The sequence below is a fragment of the Streptomyces griseochromogenes genome (assembly GCF_001542625.1).
GTDB lineage: Bacteria > Actinomycetota > Actinomycetes > Streptomycetales > Streptomycetaceae > Streptomyces > Streptomyces griseochromogenes.
In genome coordinates, this window is sequence record NZ_CP016279.1 from 533789 (window position 1) to 550976 (window position 17188).

Annotated in this window: 15 protein-coding genes and 1 tRNA gene; 12 read left to right on the plus strand and 4 right to left on the minus strand. The window is 71.2% G+C overall.

Translation table 11 applies throughout. The features are described from left to right. The first annotated feature begins 40 nt into the window (after positions 1-40). Both AVL59_RS02485 and AVL59_RS02490 read left to right on the plus strand, forming a co-directional pair. Positions 41-1675: an alpha/beta hydrolase gene (locus tag AVL59_RS02485; protein ID WP_067299567.1), complete on the plus strand. Its 1635-nt coding sequence runs from the start codon at positions 41-43 to the stop codon at positions 1673-1675. A 108-nt stretch (positions 1676-1783) separates the two neighbouring features. After that, positions 1784-1860 (plus strand) — tRNA-Thr (locus tag AVL59_RS02490). 143 nt (positions 1861-2003) lie between these two features. Here the strand turns inward: AVL59_RS02490 and AVL59_RS02495 are convergent. Continuing rightward, positions 2004-3032, minus strand: a complete 1029-nt coding sequence (locus AVL59_RS02495; RefSeq protein WP_099052991.1) for an alpha/beta hydrolase — start codon at positions 3030-3032, stop codon at positions 2004-2006. 346 nt (positions 3033-3378) lie between these two features. Further along, positions 3379-4137 (minus strand): metallophosphoesterase family protein, encoded by a 759-nt coding sequence (locus tag AVL59_RS02500; RefSeq protein ID WP_067299568.1) that lies wholly within the window; start codon positions 4135-4137, stop codon positions 3379-3381. Between the two features lie 89 nt (positions 4138-4226). On the opposite strand from AVL59_RS02500, the gene AVL59_RS02505 reads away from it, so the two are divergent. Continuing rightward, positions 4227-4745: a GNAT family N-acetyltransferase gene (locus AVL59_RS02505; protein ID WP_067299569.1), complete on the plus strand. Its 519-nt coding sequence runs from the start codon at positions 4227-4229 to the stop codon at positions 4743-4745. Here the strand turns inward: AVL59_RS02505 and AVL59_RS02510 are convergent. Together AVL59_RS02510 and AVL59_RS02515 are read right to left on the minus strand one after the other, a co-directional pair. Next, positions 4712-5737, minus strand: a complete 1026-nt coding sequence (locus tag AVL59_RS02510) for an SAM-dependent methyltransferase (protein ID WP_067299570.1) — start codon at positions 5735-5737, stop codon at positions 4712-4714. The two genes, AVL59_RS02505 and AVL59_RS02510, sit on opposite strands and share 34 nt — an antisense overlap. Before the next feature lie 90 nt (positions 5738-5827). Beyond that, positions 5828-7048 (minus strand): ATP-grasp domain-containing protein, encoded by a 1221-nt coding sequence (locus AVL59_RS02515; protein WP_067299571.1) that lies wholly within the window; start codon positions 7046-7048, stop codon positions 5828-5830. A 465-nt stretch (positions 7049-7513) separates the two neighbouring features. Between AVL59_RS02515 and AVL59_RS02520 the strand changes: the two genes are divergently transcribed. The 9 genes from AVL59_RS02520 to AVL59_RS02560 all read left to right on the plus strand — a co-directional run bounded on the left by AVL59_RS02520 (position 7514) and on the right by AVL59_RS02560 (position 17188). After that, positions 7514-8254 carry a YqcI/YcgG family protein gene (locus AVL59_RS02520; protein ID WP_208870296.1) on the plus strand — a complete coding sequence of 247 codons (741 nt, stop codon included), beginning with the start codon at positions 7514-7516 and terminating at the stop codon, positions 8252-8254. Between the two features lie 125 nt (positions 8255-8379). After that, positions 8380-9285, plus strand: coding sequence for a nucleoside-diphosphate kinase (locus AVL59_RS02525; RefSeq protein WP_099052993.1), 906 nt, complete (start codon positions 8380-8382; stop codon positions 9283-9285). Continuing rightward, the gene (locus AVL59_RS02530) at positions 9282-10310 is read left to right on the plus strand and encodes a GNAT family N-acetyltransferase (protein WP_067299574.1); all 1029 of its coding nucleotides are present in this window, start codon (positions 9282-9284) and stop codon (positions 10308-10310) included. The genes AVL59_RS02525 and AVL59_RS02530 overlap by 4 nt, the downstream gene beginning before the upstream one ends. 58 nt (positions 10311-10368) lie before the next feature. Further along, complete coding sequence (locus AVL59_RS02535) at positions 10369-11751, plus strand: helix-turn-helix transcriptional regulator (protein ID WP_067299575.1); 1383 nt, start codon at positions 10369-10371, stop codon at positions 11749-11751. A gap of 5 nt (positions 11752-11756) precedes the next feature. Continuing rightward, positions 11757-12641 (plus strand): isocitrate lyase/phosphoenolpyruvate mutase family protein, encoded by an 885-nt coding sequence (locus tag AVL59_RS02540; RefSeq protein ID WP_237281423.1) that lies wholly within the window; start codon positions 11757-11759, stop codon positions 12639-12641. Further along, entirely contained in the window at positions 12638-13810 is a 1173-nt protein-coding gene (aepY, locus tag AVL59_RS02545) for a phosphonopyruvate decarboxylase (RefSeq protein ID WP_067299576.1), read from the plus strand. The genes AVL59_RS02540 and aepY overlap by 4 nt, the downstream gene beginning before the upstream one ends. Beyond that, positions 13807-15006, plus strand: a complete 1200-nt coding sequence (locus tag AVL59_RS02550; protein ID WP_208870297.1) for a phosphonoacetaldehyde reductase — start codon at positions 13807-13809, stop codon at positions 15004-15006. The genes aepY and AVL59_RS02550 overlap by 4 nt, the downstream gene beginning before the upstream one ends. A 26-nt stretch (positions 15007-15032) precedes the next feature. Beyond that, positions 15033-16070: a C-terminal binding protein gene (locus tag AVL59_RS02555; RefSeq protein WP_208870298.1), complete on the plus strand. Its 1038-nt coding sequence runs from the start codon at positions 15033-15035 to the stop codon at positions 16068-16070. Beyond that, entirely contained in the window at positions 16067-17188 is a 1122-nt protein-coding gene (locus AVL59_RS02560; RefSeq protein WP_067299578.1) for a pyridoxal phosphate-dependent aminotransferase, read from the plus strand. The genes AVL59_RS02555 and AVL59_RS02560 overlap by 4 nt, the downstream gene beginning before the upstream one ends.

Sequence of the window (17188 nt, forward strand, 5' to 3'; positions counted from 1 at the left end):
GCACCGCACCGGCCTCGTCGCACAGCGTTACGCTCGTCCGATGCACACCTGGTCATCCCTCCGCCGGAACCGCCGGACCCGGACCCGAACCGGACCTCGGACCCGAAACCGAACCCGGGCGACGGCGCGCGTCACGGGCGCCCTCCTCGCCGCCGCCGCGATGCTCGTGTCCGCCTGTTCCTCCGGGAGCTCGACCACGTCGTCCGACGGCCCGCATGAGGCGGCACTGGCCGCGCTGCCCCGTGCCACGCCGGCGGCGCTGTCGTCGTACTACGCCCAGCACCTGACGTGGCGCGACTGCGGTGCCTCCGGCTTCCAGTGCGCCACGATGAAGGCTCCGCTGGACTACTCCAAGCCCGGCGCGGGTGACATCCGGCTCGCCGTCGCCCGCAAGAAGGCCACCGGCAAGGGAGAGCCGCTCGGCTCGCTGCTGGTCAACCCGGGCGGCCCCGGCGGCTCGGCGATCGCCTACCTCCAGCAGTACGCGGGCATCGGCTACCCCACCGACGTCCGCGCCCGCTACAACATGGTCGCGATGGACCCGCGGGGCGTCGCCCGCAGCGAGCCCGTCGAATGTCTGAGCGGGCGCCAGATGGACGCCTACACGCAGACGGACAACACCCCCGACGACCAGAAGGAGACGAACGCGCTGGTCGGGGAGTTCAAGCAGTTCGCCGAGAGCTGCGGGGCGCACTCGGCGCGACTGCTGCGGCACGTGTCCACCGTCGAGGCGGCCCGGGACATGGACATCCTGCGGGCCGTGCTGGGCGACCCGAAGCTGAACTATGTGGGCGCGTCGTACGGCACCTTCCTCGGGGCGACGTACGCCGGCCTGTTCCCGGACCGGGTGGGCCGCCTGGTGCTGGACGGGGCGATGGACCCCTCCCTCGACTCCCGCAAGCTGAACCTGGAACAGACGGCCGGCTTCGAGACGGCGTTCCAGGCGTTCGCGAAGGACTGCGTACGGCGGGCCGGCTGCCCGCTCGGCGGCAAGGGCGCCACACCCGCGCAGGTCGGCGACCACCTCAAGGCCTTCTTCCGCGAGCTGGACGCCCACCCCATCCCGGCGGGCGACCCGGACCACCGCAAGCTCGGTGAGTCGCTGGCCACGACCGGGGTGATCGCGGCGATGTACGACCAGGCGGCCTGGGAACAGCTGCGCGACGCGCTGGCCTCGGCGATGAAGCACAACGACGGTGCGGGCCTGCTCGCGCTCTCGGACAGCTACTACGAACGCGACGCGAACGGTCACTACAGCAATCTGATGATGGCCAACGCCGCCGTGAACTGCCTCGACCTGCCTCCCGCCTTCACCGGCTCCGAGCAGGTGGAGAAGGCCCTGCCCGAGTTCGAGAAGGCGTCCCCGGTCTTCGGCGCGGGCCTGGCCTGGGCTTCGCTGAACTGCGCGTACTGGCCGGTCAAGGCCCTGGGGGAGCCGCACCGCATCAAGGCGAAGGGCGCGGCACCCATCGTGGTCGTCGGCACCACCCGCGACCCGGCGACCCCCTACCCCTGGGCGAAGTCCCTCGCCGGCCAGCTCGCCTCGGGCCGCCTGCTGACCTACGTCGGCGACGGCCACACCGCCTACGGCCGCGGCAGCACCTGCATCGACTCGGCGATCGACACCTACCTCCTGCACGGCACCCCGCCGACCGCCGGAAAGCGCTGCTCCTGACCCCTCGCGCCCGCCCCGGACCCCTGGGCTCCGGGGCGTGTACGAAGCACCCCGGGAAACTGTGTAGACTTACCGACGTTGCTGATCGCACCATAGTGCGGGCAACGCGCCGCTTTAGCTCAGATGGCCAGAGCAACGCACTCGTAATGCGTAGGTCTCGGGTTCGAATCCCGAAAGCGGCTCCACTGAAACCCCAGGGCGGATGGTATCCGACCTGGGGTTTTCTCGTTCACGGGACGTCGTCGCGGCGCCCGGCGCGCGCCGCGCGGCGGTCCTGGCGCCTCCGGCGGCAAGCGTCACGAAAACGCCGTGGCGCAACACCTCGGGCTCACGAGGACGGCGTGGGGCCCTCCATCTGCTCGCTGATCCACCGCGTGGGCTCCTCCATCTGCCTCAGGTAGGTGGCGCCGTTGTGGGTGCCGCCGGGTATCTCCCACAGCTTGGTGTGGACCGGGCCCTTGCCGTAGCCGGCCATGAAGTTCTTGATGGCGTTGATGGTCGCGGGGTTCTCCTTCGAGCCGACCTGGAACGCGACGTAGACGTCCGGCCCCTTGGCGGCCGCCAGTCGCTTGGCCAGCACCTTGGGGTTGTTCTCCCGCATCTCCTTCTCGTGGCCCCGCCACAGCGGGGAGTCGGGGACGATGTCAGGGCCGTTGGCGATGGCGGTCTTGAACTTGTCGGGGTGCTTCAGGACGGCCTTCAGGCTCGCGAAGCCGCCGGTGGAGGAACCCATGTAGGTCCAGCCCGCACGGTCCTTGATCGTGCGGAAGTTGGCCTTCATCAGGTCCGGGACGTCCTCTGTCAGCCAGGTGCCCATCTTCGGCTGGTCGGGGATGTCACTGGCGTCCCAGTAGATGCCGTGTGTGTCCGGTCCCGGATTGAGGATCGGCATGGCCAGCAGGAAGGGCTTGCTCCTGCCCTGCTCGTACCACTTGGAGATGCCCTTCTCCAGCGAGAGCCTGTCCGGGCCGAACTCGCCCACCGACCAGTAGTTGCTGTCATTGCCGGGGCCGCCGGGCAGGGCGATCATCACGGGGAAGCCGCTCGCGGCGAACTTCGCGTCCTGGTACTCCTTGGGCGCCCAGACCCACACCTTGCCCTTGAACCCGGACTTCGGTCCGTCCAGGGTGACGACGCTGACGTGGGTGCCGTCGCTCAGGGTCTTGACGTTCCTGAACTCGGCCCTGGGGCCCGTGGGCATCAGCACCTTGGAGTCGGCGCCCTGGGCGGCCTTCGCGCCCTTGCCGTTCTGCGCACCGCGGGCCTGGTCGTAGTTGACGGGATCGCCCTTGTCCGTGAACGGCGGGATCTCGTAGTAGCTCATCACCTGCCAGGCGATCAGTCCGAGCGCGGCCACGGACGCCGCCCTGATGATCCAACGTCGGGCACGGGACGCGCGGCGTCGGCCCTTGGACCGGTGGGTCCCGCCGGATGGGTTCCACATCATGTTGCTCCGACTGGTACGGCCCCATAGGGCAAGAAGGTCAGTTCTGTCCCGTTGGATGGACGCGCCAAAGCCAGAGGTTGCTCGATCAAGTCGTTCAGCAGGTCTTTGATGCGAAATCATGACAATCGCACCAATGCCCCCGTCCCTGCCGCGCCGCTGGTGTGGCTGCGGCCTTGGCCGATCCATGGACGCAAAGCGCAGTGGACGGAGGGCCTGACGGTGCTGTGCGGCGGCACTTTCGTGGGCTTCCGCCGCGTCACGGGCTCGGGGGCCTGTTCTTCGGGCCGAAGATCGCGAACGCCTCTTCCTCCGTGCACCGCGCGTTCAGGCAGTGGTCGGCCCACTCCGCCGCCTGCTCGAAGGACGAGTCCGCGATGATGCGGGCGGAGGCGGAGGGTACGTCCAGGAGGGTGTGACGCAGGTGCACGCCCTGGCCGAGCAGGGCCCAGTGGGCGCCGGGTCTGCCGTACGGCATGCCGACGCTGCCGGGGTTCACGACGAGGCGGCCGGCCGCGAGGCGGGTGAACGGCATGTGGGTGTGGCCGCACACGACCGTCGTGACCTCGGGGCCGACGTCGGCGAAGACATCCGCCCATCGCTGGAGAGGGCTGTCGACCAGGACCACCTCCTCGTCGTCGCGCGGGGTGGCATGGCAGAACAGCACCGTGCCGAGCCCCTCGACCGGAAGCGTGAGCGAGATCGGCAGTCCCTCGAGGAAGCCGACCTGGTCCTCGCGCAGGCCACGGGCGGCCGAGGGGCCGATGGGGTCGGGGATGGAGGTCCGCAGCCCGCGCCGGTACTCGACCAGTTCCCGGTCCGCATTGCCCCGGACCCAGGCCGCTCGGTCGCCGAGACCCGTCAGCAGGTCCAGGACCGCGGCGGGCTGCGGTCCGCACGCGATGTCACCGGTGAGGACGATCAGGTCCGCGGCCGCGACATCGGGTTCCGCGAGGACCGCCTCCACGGCGGGCAGCACACCGTGGATGTCGGAGAGGACTGCTACGCGCTTCACCATGACCCGAAGTATCCCGGCCGTAAACCCGAGTTGGCGGCCTAGCATGGCCGGGATCAGGTCGGATGGATCGAGCGCACTCGAGGAGGGTCATGTCGGAGCCGGTCATCGAGGTCCTTGAGGACGTGGACGACGCCGTGGTCGAGGGATTCCGCCGGCTGCTGCCCCAACTGGGCAAGGAGCCGCCCGAGTTGACCGAGGAGTATGTCCGGGGCGTTGTCACCCATCCGGCGAACCTCGTGCTCGCGGCGCGCGCCGGACAGGACGTGGTCGGGCTGCTCACCCTCGTGATCCTCGCCCTGCCGACCGGAACCACCGCCCGGTTCGAGGACGTGGTGGTCGACGAGTCCGCGCGCGGCGGGGGCATCGGTCTCGCGCTCGTACGGCGGGGACTCGACCTGGCTCGCTCCCGCGGGGCCCGCCAGGTCGACCTGACCTCCCGGCCGAGCCGTACGGCCGCTCACCGCCTGTACGAGAAGGCCGGTTTCGTGCGCCGGGAGACCCATGTCTTCCGCCACGCCCCGGAGCACGCCGCAGTACTGGGGGCGCCGCGGGCGGACACGGCCGTGGCGCCCGCTCAGTCCGCCCGCGGGATCAGTTCGAACAGGTAGCCGTTGGGCGGAGTGGTGGTCGGCTGGACGGTCCGGCACTCCCATCCGGCCTCACCGAACGCCTCGTGCCACTGGTCCAGGGTGGGGAGGTAGTCGCCCATCAGCGCGTGCACGGCCTCGAAGCCGAGGGTGAAGACGGTGGTGTCCGGGCCGGGCAGGTCGCTCGTCCGTACGACGTCGCAGATGAACAGGCGGCGGGCTGCCGGGAACGCGGTGCGCAGCCTGCGCAGGGTCTGTACGCAGCTGTCGTACGGCCAGAAGTCGTGCCCCATGAAGACGCAGGTGACCGTATCCACGTCGGCGAACTCGGGGTGCGGTTCGAGGGCGAGGACATCGCCCTGGAGCAGGGTGATCCGGTCGGTGAGGCCGGCGGATTCGACGGACTCGGTGGCGAGCCGCACGGCCGCGGTGGAGATGTCGACGCCCACTCCGCGCGCACCGGGGTGGTTGCCGAGGATCCGGATGAGCCGCTGCCCGGAGCCGCAGCCGAGGTCGGCGACCTTCTCGACGGGCGGGTCGGCGAGGATACGGTCGAAGAGCGGCTCGACCTCCTCGTCCCCGATCAGCCGGGAGCCGACGGCCACCGCCCGCATGTCGCGGTGGTAGAAGTCGCCGGTCCTGCGCTCCGTGAGGGCCACGTCGGGGGCGATGCTGAAGAGTTCGCCGCAGCCCTTGACCAGCCAGTAGAAGTAGCCGCGTGCCGCGTACGCCTCGGCGAAGAGGGGGCCGGGGATGACCGCCTCATCGTCCTTGATCTCGACGACCCGCGCCCAGTGCAGGGTGCGGTGCACGGAGCGGACCACGGTGTCGGAGAGGCGATCGTCGCCACCGTTGCCGAAGGGCGCCTGACCGTGCTCGGCGAGCTGGTCGAGGATGCCGAGCTGGTGGGCGGTCGACAGAGCCGCGGTGGCGACGTAGGACGAGAAGAGATCGGCGACCGGTCCGCGGACCCAGTCGGCCGGTGCCGGCGAGCTTTCCTTCGGTGAAGACATGCCGTGTCCCCCTTTTTTCTGTTGTGGACCGTGTTGGTTCCACTCGCGTGTTGGCTCGTGCCGTCCGCGGTCGCGGACGGCCGGGCGTGGTCAACTGCCGGGTGACACCACGGGCACCATGTGCTCGCCCACCCGGTCGAGGCGCCGGATCACCTCGTCCTCGGAGCCACCGCGTACGGAGACGATCGCCACGGCGTCGTTGCAGTTCTCGGGGCGCGAGAGGCGGTCGCCGGGCCGGGCGAGCACCTGGCACTCCAGCACCCAGGGTTCGTCCGGGGGCGTCAGGGGCCGCTGGAGAACGCCGGCGTCCGCGTAGATGACGGTGAATCCGGTGAGGTGGTCGGCGGGCGGCCGCGGTACGGGTACCGTCCCCTCCACCTGGGCCCGGATGACGGCCTCGTCGAGGTTGACGCCGGTCCGGGAGAGGAAGCCGGCGATGACCCCACCGCCGCCCGCTCGGGCGCCGATCTCGCAGAAGACGATCTCGCCGTCGCGTACGAACAACTCGTGGTGGGTGACCCCGGTGAAGTCCGGGTGGGCCGCCAGGACGCGCTGGTTGAACTCCAGCAGCGCGTCGAGCTGCGGGCCGGGGCCGACGGCCACGTCACGGCAGGGGCGCAGCTCGGTGTAGGACGTGGTCTTGTCGATGTACCGGGCGGCGACGGCCGCGAGCACCTTGGAGTCCTGAACGACGCTGTCGACGTGGAAGAGTTCGCCGTCGACGAACTCCTCGACCTCGAATTCGCCGAGGCGGTCGGTCTGCCCGGCGGCGAAGGCGGCGACATCGGCCGGCTCGCGCAGGACGAAGATGTCCCGCGCGCCGCTGCCCAGCCGGGGCTTGGCGACCACCGCGGTGGTCCGGGACAGCAGTTCCCGCGCCGCCGCTTCGCTGAACGGGGCGAACTCCGGGACGCGGATGCCGTGGGCGCGCAGGTGCTCCTTCATGTGGACCTTGTCGCGGAAGAGCAGCGCCTGCTCCACGGTCTGGCCCGGCAGGCCGAGTTCCCCGCGCAGTTCGGCGGCGCGCAGCAGGAGCCGTTCGGTGATGGCCACCAGGCGGTCGGCTCTGATCCCCTTGAAGCCGGCCTGGTGGTGGACCGCGTCCGCCAGCGCGCGGTTGTCGTAGACATCGACCGCGACGACGGATTCCAGTTCTTCTCCGGTGGCTTCGCCGACCTTGTCGAGGGAGGTGACCAGCCGTACCGAGTAGCGGTCTTCCGGAAGGAAGCTGCGTCCGCCTCTGTCCTGGTAGAAGGAATAGCCGATCCGGTCGAGCAGAAGGACGGAAAGCCTGCGTCGTGGATCACTCATTTTCGTCATTGCCCCCGGTTTAAGTGCGCATGCCGCCAGGTGTGCCTGACGTGTGCTGCGCAAGTGATTTCGGGTGCCTCGAGAGGTCCGCTTCTGTCCAGTCGGGACGTTGTCCGAAGAAGCGGAGAGGCACGACATCGAACCCGGATCACAACCGTAAGCAGACCATTCAGGAAGTGTCCAGCGGTAATTTTCGGAGACGGAAAAGAGGGGGTATTTCCTGGCAAGTTGTCGGAGTTCATCCGCTTTGATGGTGCTGGATTGTGCGGGCTTGAAGCCGGTGAGGCACACGCTTTCAGTCAGTTCACGGTTCAAGATCGACAAGCCTTGACGATCACTTGGAGGCGTGTTTTGATCGGTGAATCTCTGCTGAACACAAGGAATCGCCGCGGTGTTTGCCGATGGTGAACAGGGCCCTGACCTGGGCTGTCCGGGGCATGGTGGAGAAGGGGGAAAGTGGTTCACGTGAGTCGTCTATGGCCTGCCACCGAGCAACCGCAGACGGATGTGCTGGGACGGTTTCCCGGCTGGATTTCGCAAACATACGAGGCCTTCGCCGGTAAACTGCTCGACAAGGAACGCGGTTATCCCTGCTACTTCGGAGTGCAGGGCCAGCAGCGCGGAAACAATTGGTTCACCGTATTCGACGCCTCTTTTCCGGCGGAGCACGGTGTGCGGGCCCTGGCCGACGCCCTGGTGGAATTCCGTGAGCAGGCCAGGCGAGGCCCCAAGCGGCAGACGCTCATCGTCTTCGCGGGGCCGCCCGAGCCCCGGGCCGAGCTGGCCGACCATCATGCCGCGTTCTGGACGCTGCTGAGAGACCTGAGCGCCATCGACACCGAACCCTGGCCGGAGGGCTTTCCCACCGACACCGCCGACCCGGCCTGGCAATGGTGTTTCGCCGGGGAGCCGTGGTTCACCTTCATGGCGAGCCCCGGCTACCACCACCGCGACAGCCGCAACCTGGGCCCCTGTCTCACGCTGGTCTTCCAGACCCGGCGCGTCTTCGAGGGCCTCGGTGGCTCCACCGTGGCCGGGCAGGCCGCCAAGCAGCGCATCCGGGAGGACCTGGAGCGCTACGACACGGTCCCGCCGCACCCCTACCTCGGCGATCCGATGTTCTCCTCCGTCCACAAGTGGCGCCAGTACGCGCTGCCGGACGACCAGTCGGTGGGCATCCCCGAGAAGTGCCCCTTCGCCGGCTGACACCGTCCCGCACCCGCACCCGTCCGCACGCGTCGTGAACCCGGCCGTGTGCCGGCCCATCAGCGCCGCATGAGTGCTGCATGAGTGCTCCTCTCCGATCCGACCGGTCGAAAGGTGACTCCTCCGTGCCCGACTCCGACTTCTGGTCACGCCATGTCTTCGTGCTCCTCAGCTCCGACGCGCCCTACCGGGGCGTCCACGCGGACATGGTCAAGCGACTGCGCAAGGAGGGATTCCCGCCCGTCGCCGCCCGCGCCCTCCACGCCGATCCCGAGCTGATCGACGACCTCTACGCGGACCTCATCGCCGGCCAGTGGCAGACCTGGCGGTACCGGCTGGTGGACGCGGTCCTCGCCCTGGGGCCGGCCATGGCCCTGATCTGCCGGTACGAGGGGGACACCGGGCAGCAGCCGGAGCGAGGCGCCCATGACATCCTCGCCCTGCGCAAGGGCTACCAGCACCCCGAGCAGGCCGAACACGGCACGCTGCGCCGCGACTTCGGCGCCGTCAACAGCATCGTCGGACTGATGCACAGCTCCGACGGGCCGGCGGAGTCCGAGCGCGAGGCCGCCATCTTCGGCCTGACCGCGGCGGACGCCGCCGCCGATCCGGAGGCCGCGGCCGCCGAGATCGACTACCTCTGCCAGGTCGTCGCCCCGCACACGCCCGAGCACCGGGACTTCGACCAGGTGCTCGCCGCCGTGCGCACCCGGGTGCTGGCTTCCCTCTGGGAGGACCTGCCCGCCGACGTCCGCCGCCGCGTCCGGGAACGGTTCCCGGAACCCGCCGGCCTGGGCGAGGTGAGCGCCGGGGCCGAGCTGGCGGCGCTGCTCGCCGGTCACGCCCCCGAGCCGCTGCCGGCGTTCATCGCCTGCGAGTTCGAGCCCTCGGCGGCCGGCAGCATGCGCATGTCGGTGGCCGAGCAGGCCCTGCGGACCACGGGCGTGGTGCTCGACCCCTGGGAGCGGGTGGTGCTGGAGTCCTCGCTGCATTTCCAGCCGCTGCGCGCGAGCCGACAGGCCGTCCGATGACGGTCACCGGCGCCGGGGAGCAGGTCCGGATCACTGTCACGGACTCCCTCGCCCCCGTGGGCCGCGAGGCCTGGAACGAGCTGGTGGCCGCCTGTGACGCCAGCGTCTTCTACGGCTACGACTTCCTGCGCAGCGTCGAGTCCGACCCGCTGACGTACCCGTCGACCGCGTACTACCTGCTGGCCCGCACCGGCACCGGCGAGTTGGTCGCCGCGCTGCCCGTGTACCTGCAGCGGACCCGCGACCCCTTCGCGACCGGCCCCGGCGCGGACGACGTCCTGGACGCCCTGGTCGGACACGTCTGGCACTGCTACGACACCCGCCTGCTGTACCGGGGAGAGCTGACCGCCTGGCTCGTCGAGCAGTTCTGGCAGGCGCTCGGGGATCTGGCCGCCGCGCACCGGGCCCAGATGTGGGGCCTGGTCAACGTGCCGCTGAGGGAGCGGCTGGCGCAGCAGCTCAAAGCCATCGGCGTACCGGTGGAGCAGACGGCGCCGCGCTACCGGCTGCCCATCGTGGGCGGCCCGGCGACTCTGGACGAGCATCTGGCCGGCGTCGGCCGGGCCTCGCGCAGGTCGCTGCGGCAGTACGCGCGCCGGGCAGAACGCGCCGAGGCGCGGGTCACCCTGCGCACCGGCCGCGACGTCCTCGACGAGGACGTGCTCGACCTGTGCCTGGGCACGGCGAACAAGCACGCCCCCGGCTACTATCCGCCCGACCGGCTCGGCGCGTTGATCGAGCGGCTGGGCGACGCCTGCCGGATCCTGCGCATCGACCTGGGCGGCACACTCCTCGCCACCTCCATCTGCCTGTACGACGACACCCGCATGCATGCCTGGGCCGGCGGCTGCCTCTATCCGCCGGAACTCAACTGGAGCCCGCAGTACGCCCTGTTCGAGGCGGAACTGAGGGCCGGCTTCGGCTCCGGCCGCCCGGTCCTCGAATGCGGCCGGCGCAATGACGAGTTCAAGCTCCGCTACGGCCTGCAGGCATATCCGCTCGGCCGCGCGGTGCAGCGCGGCTGAGCGCCCGGGTCTTCGCCTCAGGCCTTCACCCAACGACTTGGAATTCGGGGAAATCACCATGTCAGCCACAGTGGGAGAGGGATTCGACCGCAGGGCCGCCGCACTGCTGCGCGCCGCGGCCAACGACCTCAAACGCGACGACGACAACGCCGAGCGCGACCTCGGCCTGGAACCGGGCAGCTTCGCCGAGTACACCTCCGGACGGCGGCCCGTCGACTGGGCCCTGCTGCAGCGGGCCGCCGAGGTCTGGCCGCTCAACGAGCGTGACCTGCTGCCCATCCATGACGACTGCCCGACGGGTCTGTCCGTCCTGCGGGCCAAGGAGTCCGAGGCCAGCTCCCGGGTGCTGGCCCGGGGCGGCACGGACTACTACGAGTACCGCGACACCGCCATGTCCCGGATCGCCTCCTACCGGCCGGAGTGGATCCGGATGCTCCAGGTGGTCGGGAACGATCGGGCGGACAACCCCGACGTACGGTGGAACCGCGGGCATCTGCTGTACCAGTTCACCTACTTCGTCGGCCCCGTCAACTACTACTACCGGTGGCAGGGCGAGTCGTACTGCGTCCCCATGGAGACCGGGGACTCCGTGTGGGGCCTGCCCTTCGCCCCGCACTCCTTCACCGCGCGCGGCGACGCCGAGCCGGCCTACATCCTCGCCCTGACCTACGGCGGTGGCCTGGTCGGGGACGCCCAGCGGGAACTGGCGGTCCTCGGCCGGCGGGCGGCCCATGAACTGGCCCTCCCCGTCACCCGGGACGCCACGTCCGCCGACGGACAGATCCGCTCCTTCATGGCGGCGGGCTGCGTCACCCCCGCCGAACTCGCCGCCCGTACCGGACTCCCGCCCGAGCGGATCCGGCAGCTGACCGGTCCCGGCGCCCGGGCCGTGCCCACGCAGGACGAACTCACGGTGCTGGCAGACGGGTTGGGAGTGTCCGTACGGGACCTTCTGCCGCCCCGCAGCACCTCGCGGCACGGTGTGTCCATCCAGCACGCCCGCGACGCGCGCAGCTGGGTGCATCCCGACGAGGGCCGGCCCGCCTACCGGCTCACCCGGCTCGCGGGCGATCCGCTGCACCCGCACACCTCGGCCCTCCAGGTCGACGTGCTGGCCACCGCGGACGCGGACAGCGCCCCCCTGGCCACCCACCAGCACCAGTACCTGTTCGTGCTGGGGGACGCGCCCGTACGGATCAGCTGGGAGCGGGACGGCGAGCGCCGTACCGACGTGCTCGGGCCGGGCGACTCCGCCTACACCGAACCGCTGGTCCCCGTCACCTTCTCGGCCGTCACCGAGGCCGCTCCCCGGGTTCTGATGCTCCGCATCGGCGGACATGTCACGCCCGACGTGCGCCACGCGCTGGGCGCCATGGCCGAGCAGGGAATCGACCGCTACATCGCCGAAGACCGCCTGTGGTACAGCAAGGAAGGAAACTGATCGCCGTGCCGGACACTCAGCCGATCCAGGCCCAGGGCTCCAAGGCCGCCCGGCTGCGCGCGCTGCTCGAGGGAACCTCCGTGGTCCGAGCGGTGGGCGCGCACGACGGTCTGTCCGCCAAGCTGGTGCAGCGCGCCGGGTTCGAGGCCGTGTGGGCCTCCAGCTTCGAGATCTCCGCGAGCCACGGTCTGCCGGACGCGAGCCTGGTGACCATGACGCAGTACCTGGATGCCGCGATCGCGATGGACGCGGTCACCGACATCCCGGTCATCGCCGACTGCGACACCGGTTTCGGCGGGCCGATGAACGCCGCGTACGCGATGCAGCGCTACGAGCGGGCGGGCATCTCCGCGCTCTGCATCGAGGACAAGCTCTTCCCCAAGATCAACAGTTTCGCCGACGCGGCCCAGGACCTGCTGCCCGCCGAGGACTTCGCCCTGAAGATCAAGAACGCCAAGGAGATGCAGTCCGACCCCGACACCGTGCTGATCGCCCGCACCGAGGCGCTGATCGCGGGCCGGCCGGTGGCCGAGGCGCTGGAGCGCGCGCACGTCTACGTCGCCGCGGGCGCCGACGCGGTCCTCGTGCACAGCAAGAGCCGCCGCCCCGAGGAGGTACTGGAGTTCGCCTCCCGCTGGGAGTCGCCGGTGCCGCTGGTCGCCGTACCGACCACCTACAACACCGTGACCGAGGGCGAGCTGTACGACGCCGGGTATCGCCTGGTGATCTACGCGAACCAGGGCCTGCGGGCCGCGGTCAAGGGCATGCAGGAGGTCCTCCAGGATCTCGGCGGGGCCGATCGCGCCGCCGAGATCGAGGAGCGCATCGCGCCGATGGCCGAGGTCTTCGCGCTGCAGGGCATGCCGTCGACGTTCCGCACGAAGCCGTGACGGCTGAGGCGGCCGGCGGGTCGGAGGCCTTCCTCGCCGGGCTGGAAGCCATCGGCGTCTCGCTGGTGTCCGGGGTGCCCTGCTCCTACTTCAAGGAGCCGATCCGGCGCCTGGAACAGCACCCCCGCATCCGGTACGTCCCGGCCGTGAACGAGGGCAGCGCGCTGGCGATCGCCGCCGGTGCCAGGCTCACCGGCGAGACGGCCGCGGTGGTCGCGCAGAACTCGGGGTTCGGCAACCTGGTCAACCCGCTCACCTCGCTGGCGCTGCCGTATCGCATCCCCCTGCTGGTCTTCGTCAGCATGCGCGGCTGGCCCACGGCCGACGCGGGCGAGCCGCAGCACCACTGGATGGGCAAGGTCGTACCCCCGTGGCTCGAGTCCCTGGAGGTGCCGTACTGGTGGCTGACCACCGACGGCCCCTCGCCCGACGCGGTCGTCAAGGAGGCGGGCACCGTCCTGGAGTCCGGCCGTACCGCGTTCGTCCTGGTGGGCAAGGGCGCGCTGAAGGACGCCGGAGCGGCGCCGGCTCCGGACCCGGCCGCACCGCGGGCCTCGGTCCCGGACCGCGACGACCTCGTGGACGCGGTCCTCGCCGAAGTGCGCGAGGAAAGGATTCTGTCCACGACCGGATACCTCTCCCGCACCCTCTACAACAGGGGTGACCGGCCCGGGAACTTCTACATGCAGGGCTCGATGGGACACGTCGCGGGCCTCGCCCTGGGCGCGGCGCTGGCCCGGCCCGAGGAGCGGTTCGTGGTCCTGGACGGCGACGGCTCGGCCCTGATGCACCTCGGCAGTCTCGCCACCGTCGGCCACTTCACGCCCGCCAACCTGGTCCATGTCGTCTTCGACAACCAGGCGTACGACTCCACCGGCGGGCAGCCCACCACCTCCGCCACCACCGACTTCGCCGCGGTCGCCCGCGCCTGCGGCTACCGGCAGGTGCGCCGGGTCGGCACGGCGGCCGGGCTGCGGCCCGCGCTGCGGGCACTGCTGGACGCGCCGGGACCCGGCCTGCTGGCGGTGGACGGGAAGGTCGGCGGCGCGCCCTGCGAGCGGGCCTCCAACAGCCTGTCCGTGGCCGGCATCGCGACACGCTTCGCCGCCCAGCACCGGTCGGCCGGCGCGCACGGCGGAGCGTCGGGCGGCCACCGGGAGCAGACGTGACCAGCCCGACGCTGCCGGCGGTCACCGGTGCCTGGCCCGGACTGACCCGGCTGCCCGGCCACCCCGCGGCCCACCTGGGCGCCGGTGCCGCCGCCCGGCTGGGCGACGCGCTCGACGCTCTCGGCGCCGAGCGCGTCCTGGTGGTCCACGGCAGGACCTCCTACCGGCGCTGCGGCGCCGACCGGATCGTCGAGGCCCTGTCGGCCCACCACACGGTGGAGCACTTCGACGGAGTGCGCCCCAACCCCGACATCGAGCAGATCCGGGCCGGTATCGACGTCATGCGGCGCTTCGCACCCCAGGCAGTCGTCGGCATCGGCGGCGGCAGCAGCCTGGACGTGGCCAAGACCATCGCCGTCCTGGCCGCCCAGCGACGCGACGCCGAGGAGTGCCTGCTGCACGCCGAGGCCGTCACCGAGCGCAGGGAGTGCGCCCTCGTGCTCCTGCCCACCACCGCCGGGTCCGGCAGCGAGATGACCTGCTTCGCCACCGTCTACGTCGACGGACGCAAGCACTCGCTCGACGTCGACCAGGCCCGGGCCGACCTGGTCCTGGTCGACGAGGACCTGACCGCCTCGCTGCCGCTGGGCGACTCGGTGGCCAGCGGCCTCGACGCGCTGAGCCAGGCCATCGAGTCGTACTGGTCCGTCGCGGCCACCCCCGCCTCCCGGGAGCTGGCCCTCGCCGCCCTGGACCGGCTGGCTCCGGCCCTGGCCCGCGCGGCCGACACCGGATCCTTCGCGGACCCGGCGATCCGCGCGGGCACCGCCCACGGGGCCTCCCTGGCGGGCGCGGCGATCGGCCTCACCCGCACCACGGCGGCGCACGCCCTGTCCTACGACCTGACGGCGCGGCTGGGCCTGGCCCACGGCACCGCCGTGGCCCTGCACCTGCCCTGGGTGCTGGAGCGGCACGCGATGGCCACCACGGCCGACTGCCGCCATCCGCACGGCGCCGCGGCGGTGCGCGACGCGGTGGCCGTCGTCGAGGACACCACCCGTACGCGCACCGGCCGGAGCGTGCGGCAACTGGTGGAACAACTGCTGACCCGCGCCGGGCAGCCGGTCCGGATCGAGGACCTGGCACTGCCCGCGCGGCACTGGCGCGGCCCCATGACTCAGGCGCTCACCTCCGGCCGGGCCGCCAACAACCCCTGCGTACTGACCGAAGCCGATGTGCTTCAGCTGCTGCGCTGAAGCCGTATGACGAAAGGCGGACAACGATGGCCACTGGCCGTGTGCTGTACACCGACCCGGCGTGGCTCGTGGAGGAGGGCACCTGGAGCCGAGAACGGGCCACCGTGGAACGGGAAGTCCTCGGACCGGGCGTGGAGCTGCGCTTCGGCCCGTACGAGAACGGACGTTACCTGGTCGACAGCCCCGCGATGCATCAGGCGGCCGCCGGGTGCGAGGTGCTGGTGGTCTACCGCACCCAGGTCACCGAGGAACTCCTCGACGCCGCCGGGGACGGTCTGCGCGTGGTGGTGCGCCAGGGCGTCGGCGTGGACAACCTCAACGCCGATCTGCTCGCCGCCCGCGGCATCCCCGCCTACAACGTGCCCGACTACTGCGTGGACGAGGTCGCCGCCCACACCTCGGCGCTCGCCCTCGCGCTGGAACGGCAACTGATCCCGCAGCACCGGACGCTGACCGGGGGCACCTTCGACATCTACGCCGGCGGCACCCCGCACCGCACCAACCGGCGCACCCTCGGCATCGTCGGCTTCGGCCGGATCGGCCGCGCCGTCGCCCGACGCCTGGGCTCCTTCTACGGCGAGACACGGGTCTACGACCCCTACCTCGGCCGCGACCTCGCCGAGGGCTACGGCGCCCGCGCCGTCGACACCCTCGAGGAGCTGCTCGCCGAGTCGGATCTGGTCACCCTGCACTGCCCGCTCACCCCCGAGACCGAGCGGCTGATGGACGCCGACGCCCTGCGGGCCATGAAGCCGGGCGCCTTCCTGGTCAACGCGGCTCGCGGCAAGCTCGTGGACCCCGAGGCCCTGGGCAAGGCGCTGGAGCAGGAGTGGATCGCGGGCGCCGCCCTCGACGTCTTCTTCCCCGAGAATCCCCATCACGACCCGCGGTGGGAGCCGGTGCTCAGGCATCCCCGGGCCGTGGTCACCAGCCACCGCGCCTTCCTGTCCGAGGAGGCCGAGGCCAGCAGCCGCCGCCGGGTGGCCGAGCTGGTGCGGGCGGCCCTGGACGGACGCGTCGACGGCCACCCCGGCCGGGTCCTCGGGCAGGGGGCGGGCCGGTGACCGCGCTCTCCCCGACGGCCGCCGGGGCCCACGGACAGGACGTCGTCGTCCTGTCCACCGGTGACGTACGCGTCCCGGTGCACCCGGCGGACTCCGCCGTGCGGGTACGGCGGGCCGACCAGCACTACCGGGCCCCCGCCGGCGACCCGGACCTCAGATCTCTCATCGCTCGGTACGCCACCTCCTCGAAGGATGCCGTGGTGCCCTCCGCCGACCAGATCCTGGTGGCGCCGGGAGCCCGGCAGGCCCTGGTCGCGGTGCTCCGCGCGGTCCTCGGCGAGCGCCGCGAGGTGCTCTTCGCCACGCCGTACTGGGCCAGCTATCCGCACCTCGTGGAACTGGTCGGAGGCGTCCCCGTGCCGGTGCCGGGACGGGTCGGCGAGGGCACCCTCGACCTCGACGCGTGGGAGGCGCGGCGCACCCCGGACACCGGCGCCGTCATCGTCAACTCGCCCCGCAATCCCGACGGTGCCGTCATCGACCGGGACTCGCTGCGGGCCCTGGTCGAGTGGGCCGGCCGGCACGGACTGGTCGTGATCTGCGACGAGGTGTACCGGGGGGTCGCGCTCGGCGGCCGGCCGGCGCCCTCGGTGCGTGACGTGTTCCCGGAGCTCCCGGAGCACTGTGTGGTCGTCGACGGGCTGTCCAAGAGCCACGCCCTGGCGGGGCTGCGGTTCGGCTGGGCGATCGCCCCGGCCGGCATCCGCGCCCGCGCCGTCGCCGTCGCTTCCCACCTCATCGGCAACACCAGCGGCCTGGTGCAGGACGCCGCGGCCGTCGTGCTGGCCGACCCGGAGCCGGAGCGGCAGCGGATCGGCGCCGAACTCACCTCGAACCTGGACATGGCGATGAAGGTCCTCGACACCGTCGAGGGGCTCGTCTGTCCCCGTCCGCAGGGCGGCATCTTCCTGTTCCCGGACATCCGGCCGCTGCTCTCCGGCCTCGAGCAGGAGGCGCGCCGCGCGCCTGCCGTCTGGCTGAAGGACCGGCACCGGGTCGCGGTCGTGGACGGCGCGGCGTTCGGCGCGCCGGGCCATCTGCGGCTCTCCTTCGCCCTCCCCGCCGAGCAGCTCGCCACCGGACTGGAACGCCTGCGGCAGGCACTGACCACCGTGTGA